Origin of the sequence: Vibrio sp. 10N.222.48.A3, assembly GCF_041475345.1 — a bacterium.
GTDB lineage: Bacteria > Pseudomonadota > Gammaproteobacteria > Enterobacterales > Vibrionaceae > Vibrio > Vibrio tasmaniensis_A.
The window spans coordinates 1,106-5,184 of record NZ_JBFRVX010000154.1 but is presented as its reverse complement, the minus strand read 5'-3'; the positions used below and the strand labels follow the sequence as shown (position 1 = coordinate 5,184).

Annotated in this window: 3 protein-coding genes and 2 pseudogenes; 2 read left to right on the top strand and 3 right to left on the bottom strand. The window is 42.6% G+C overall.

What is annotated here, in order from left to right:
- Window positions 1–78 precede the first annotated feature (78 nt).
- Window positions 79–1,116 (top strand): IS110 family transposase, encoded by a 1,038-nt coding sequence (locus AB4653_RS05780; RefSeq protein ID WP_102257639.1) that lies wholly within the window; start codon window positions 79–81, stop codon window positions 1,114–1,116.
- A 692-nt stretch (window positions 1,117–1,808) separates the two neighbouring features.
- Window positions 1,809–1,958: pseudogene (locus AB4653_RS05775) on the top strand (transposase); the annotation flags it as partial.
- A 601-nt stretch (window positions 1,959–2,559) separates the two neighbouring features.
- Here AB4653_RS05775 and AB4653_RS05770 read toward each other — a convergent pair.
- From AB4653_RS05770 to AB4653_RS05760, 3 genes and pseudogenes are all read right to left on the bottom strand, one after another.
- Window positions 2,560–2,739 (bottom strand): hypothetical protein, encoded by a 180-nt coding sequence (locus AB4653_RS05770; protein ID WP_016800071.1) that lies wholly within the window; start codon window positions 2,737–2,739, stop codon window positions 2,560–2,562.
- Window positions 2,740–2,912: 173 nt separating this feature from the next.
- Window positions 2,913–3,464: a PadR family transcriptional regulator gene (locus AB4653_RS05765; protein ID WP_240798338.1), complete on the bottom strand. Its 552-nt coding sequence runs from the start codon at window positions 3,462–3,464 to the stop codon at window positions 2,913–2,915.
- 173 nt (window positions 3,465–3,637) lie between these two features.
- A pseudogene (locus tag AB4653_RS05760) lies at window positions 3,638–4,079 on the bottom strand (transposase); the annotation flags it as partial.

Here is a 4,079-nt window from a genome sequence, read left to right as displayed (position 1 = left end):
AAAATGTCAACTTAGATAATTGGACTCCCCAACCCTAAGTCCTACAATAGTAGGGTTCAAAATAATTTGGAGATTCAAATGAACAAGACGATTGTTGGCGTTGATTTAGCTAAAAAAGTGATCCAAGTTTGTATTTATACAAACAGAAAAGTGCACTCAAATACAGAGATGACACCGAAGGCGTTTACTTGTTGGTTAGTAAATTCAAGGCCTGCCACAATCGTGTTTGAAGCTTGTGGTACTTCGAATTATTGGAAGCAACTCGCTTCTTCTCATGGGCATGATGCTCGTTTAATCTCATCGAGATTAGTTGCTGTGGTCAGACAAAATCAGAAAACTGACAAAAATGATGCTTTGGCGATAGTACAAGCATCACTGTTACCTGATGTGAACTTTATTCAAGGTAAAACAGCCGAACAGCAGCAACTACAATCGATTGTCCGCTTACGAGAACTAAGCATAAGACAAAAAACCGCTTCTAAAAACCAATTGATTGCTTTGTTATCTGAATTAAATATTCAAGTCTCCAACAGAAATGGGGGGTTAAGAGCAACAATTGATGAAACCCTAGAAGACGCAGATAATGGTTTTTCACCTTCGTTTCGTCAGGCAATATCTACTGCCTGGGATCAATATTTATCGCTGGTTGAAGCGATTGATATTTACGACAACTGCCTTGAAGAATCTTTGAATTATCATCCTGAATGTAAGAAGTTACTTAAAATTGAGGGCATCGGTATCCTTAATGCTGTTAACTTATATATCGCGCTCGGGTGTGCTGACATTGGAGCTTTTAGTAAAGGGAAAGCAGCCGCAGCCTGCATAGGGCTCACACCAATACAACATTCAAGTGGGGGGAGAGCTAAAATCGGTTCGATAGGAAGAGGTTTTAAAAATACTCTGTTTCGAAGCCAATTGATTACTGGTGCGATGTCGATCGTAAGCAAGGTTGCCAATCGCCCACCGAAAACAAAAAAAGAAGAGTGGCTAAAAAATTTAATTGAACGTAGAGGTAAGAAGTGTGCTGCGGTAGCGTTGGCAAATAAAAATGTCAGAACAGCATTTGCTATTTTAACTCAAGGTACGGAATATAAAGCTGAACCGTTAGTATCTTAGTAAATTGTCTTAACAGTAAAATGCATAAATTGGATGAAAATCAGTTAGTCAAAGCAGCGGGCATCTGAGAGTCTTGAACTCGTAGCTTAGATTTGCTACTAACTCGCGTAAATATCGTAGAGCCTGAGTTAGCTACTCTTGTTGAGCTCGTACATAAGTGCGCATTTATTTCTGATTTACTGACGATTACTGTTGACAATGGGGAGTCCACATAAGATGCCCACAATGGTGCGGAGAGTACAATGACCACGAAAGAGCCTTGTCCAATCTCTTTCCGACTCTCGTTGCCTTTTGGCTACAGCGTATTAACCACTTCCGCTGTTTCATCACATAACGCGCCTTAAATGGATTCACATTACATTCATCATATTGACTCCCTAGCACTCACCCGATTTTGAGGTTATCAGGAGGAACATCCTCTCACGATTTTGCTCCCGCTCAGCCTAACGACCAAGCTTCGTTACGTTGTCAGAGCCGCTGCTTTATTCAGGATCTTAGGGTCATCTGGTGATACAGATGGTTCACTCTGCGTGGTGAACAACGCTTCATACGACTTCAGGTCGCACGGACAATTATGAGTTAGATAAATTGCAGTACAAATAAAAAGAGGTCTCCTTTACCTGTATTAGTTCCTATTAGCTCTGATAGGTCCCGAGGCGATAAGTGGGGGGACGTAAAGCAAACAGAACCAGCGTGGTAGGTCACGTCGATTCAGTGATTTAGTTATTACTACCACTGCGCTAATGGTGAAACGAGTCTTCTCTATGCCATTGAGATCGCTGCAAGGGTCTATCGATTCAATATTTAGGCTAGCTTCATGTTCCGTTGAGCTGCCCACATAACAAAAGTATCATTCGCCATGCAAAAGAGGTAGATATCTCATCTAAAACAAAAACAAGAGGCGCAATGCAGTGCCTAGCCATTGAGTAGAGAGGCATCAAGGTTTATGGTGAAGGTAAGTAGGAAGTAAAAAACCTTGTTCAGATGGGAAGCTTAGAGTATGGCGAAAGTTACACTTAGCGGTCGATACCAAGACGCCGAAAATCCTTGCTGCTGAGTTAAGTTTATCTAATGTTACCGGTGGAGAAGTGCTCCCGAACTTACTCAAATAAACACGCCGAAGTCTCATAGAGGTATCTGGCGATGGCGCTATGACACGAGGTCTTGTTACTATGCAATTCAGATTAAACTCGCGTTTGAGCTCATCCCCTTCCCGAAATCTCGCGGCTGGTTGCCCGGAGGTGTCCGGTTCCAATAAGTATTGGAAACAGCGGTCTGGTTATCACAAACGTTTACTTTCATAAACTTAGACATGCTCAAAGCGCTGTAGAAGCTTGGGATGCCTGAAACCTGTCGTATTGATTAAAAAGCATATCAAACGGTGAAAAATGGTCTCTCAACTGAATTACGCGACAAAGCGGCCGTGCTTTATTGTCTTCTATTTCACCCATCCTTCCAAAGCGCATCAAATTCTTGGGCTTCAAGGATGTCTTCAATGCGGCGACGAACTTTGGTCTGCTGCTTTAATTTTTCTGGCACGGTTTTACTTGGATATGGTAAGGCGTGGTTGGGTTTAAGCGGTATTTCCATGCGCTGATGGGCTGGTACGGTTCTTTTGTCCATGAGGTGTTCTCCTTATTATGAATCAATCCCACTATTTTAATATTTTGGCTGATGTCGTTCTCTTCAAGTTCATTCTGGGTGCGTGCTTGACGGGGCCTCATCTTCTTGAGGTGTAATGTATTTGGCGATGTGGTCAATTTCTTTTTTAACGACTTTGCTTTGAGTGGACGTTTTCAAAACAAGGTCTTCTGGATGTCTTGGAACCAATCCAAATTCAATTGAACTTCTGCGAGTCGCTTTTTGAGGATAAGGGTTTGACGAGCGTTTAATTGCGGTTGTTTCAAGGTTCGTTCGTAATATTGACAGACCGTGAGGGTGGTTTTGATGCTGAGGTCTATCTCACGGCTTAATTCTGTTGGTGCGAGAGAATGATTCATCAATTTTATACAAAACGAATCTCTATGCTGACAGGTGGCCACCGGTGTCGATAGCCAGTTAATTAGCGCTTGTTTACCAAGTTCGGTGATAGTGAAAGCGTTGCCTTTTGAAGCACAGTTCGCATGCGCTTCTATCCATCTTTCTTTGTGCAATACCTTAATCTCTCGATAAGTATGCTGTAGGACGGCGCTCCAATAATGGGATTGGTTGATTTCTTTGGTGACGCTGTAACCTGAGTGGGGTTTTTCATTTAAATACGTCAATATGACGTAACGTAGTGACATCTTTTTAGTTCCTTCAATTATTACAATGCGGTCGGCTTGAATGCGCTGAGATGTTTTCATCATTATTGGGGCGATTATTAACCTGACGTCTTTATGCTTCTTCCTGTCAGCTATCGCAAGAGGTTGAAGGGTAATTAATAATTAATAATTATCCGTTTTTTGATTTTGAGTTGTTGATAGGCTTTGTGGTAACCATACCGCTCTTTCCAATATTTATTTGAGCCGTATAACTTCTAGCTGCCCATTGCGAGATTTCTAGGATGGCCACGCTCCCAGAAGGCTGCCCCTTCTCTTGGGGGGAATAAGCGCAACGGCTCGCTTAATCTTAATAGCAGCGTGACACGATCTCGTGTCGTAAGCGCCATCACCAGATACCTCAAGGGTGCTTTGACGTGTTTGTTTCAGTAAGTTCGGAAGAACTTCGCCATAAACCTTAAGGCCAGTAGCATCAATGGCTAGGTACTGTATTGCTCCTCTCGTTTTAGTCTTAAATGAGACCTCAACTTGCTTTGTTCTACGACTGATGCAAGTGTAATGCGGACAACTTAATGGAACATGGGCAAGTCTAAATATCGAGTCGATAAATCCTTGTAGCGCTCTCAGTGGCCGCGTTTCACCATGAGCGCTGTCGTGAGAGCTAAATCACTAAACCGACGTGGTCTCCCGCGCTTATTCTGT

Bases quoted from the DNA above. Each gene is read 5' to 3' on its own strand.
- AB4653_RS05780 (WP_102257639.1), top strand. From the start codon at position 79: ATGAACAAGACGATTGTTGGCGTTGATTTAGCTAAAAAAGTGATCCAA.
- AB4653_RS05770 (WP_016800071.1), bottom strand. From the start codon at position 2,739: ATGGACAAAAGAACCGTACCAGCCCATCAGCGCATGGAAATACCGCTT.
- AB4653_RS05765 (WP_240798338.1), bottom strand. From the start codon at position 3,464: ATGATGAAAACATCTCAGCGCATTCAAGCCGACCGCATTGTAATAATT.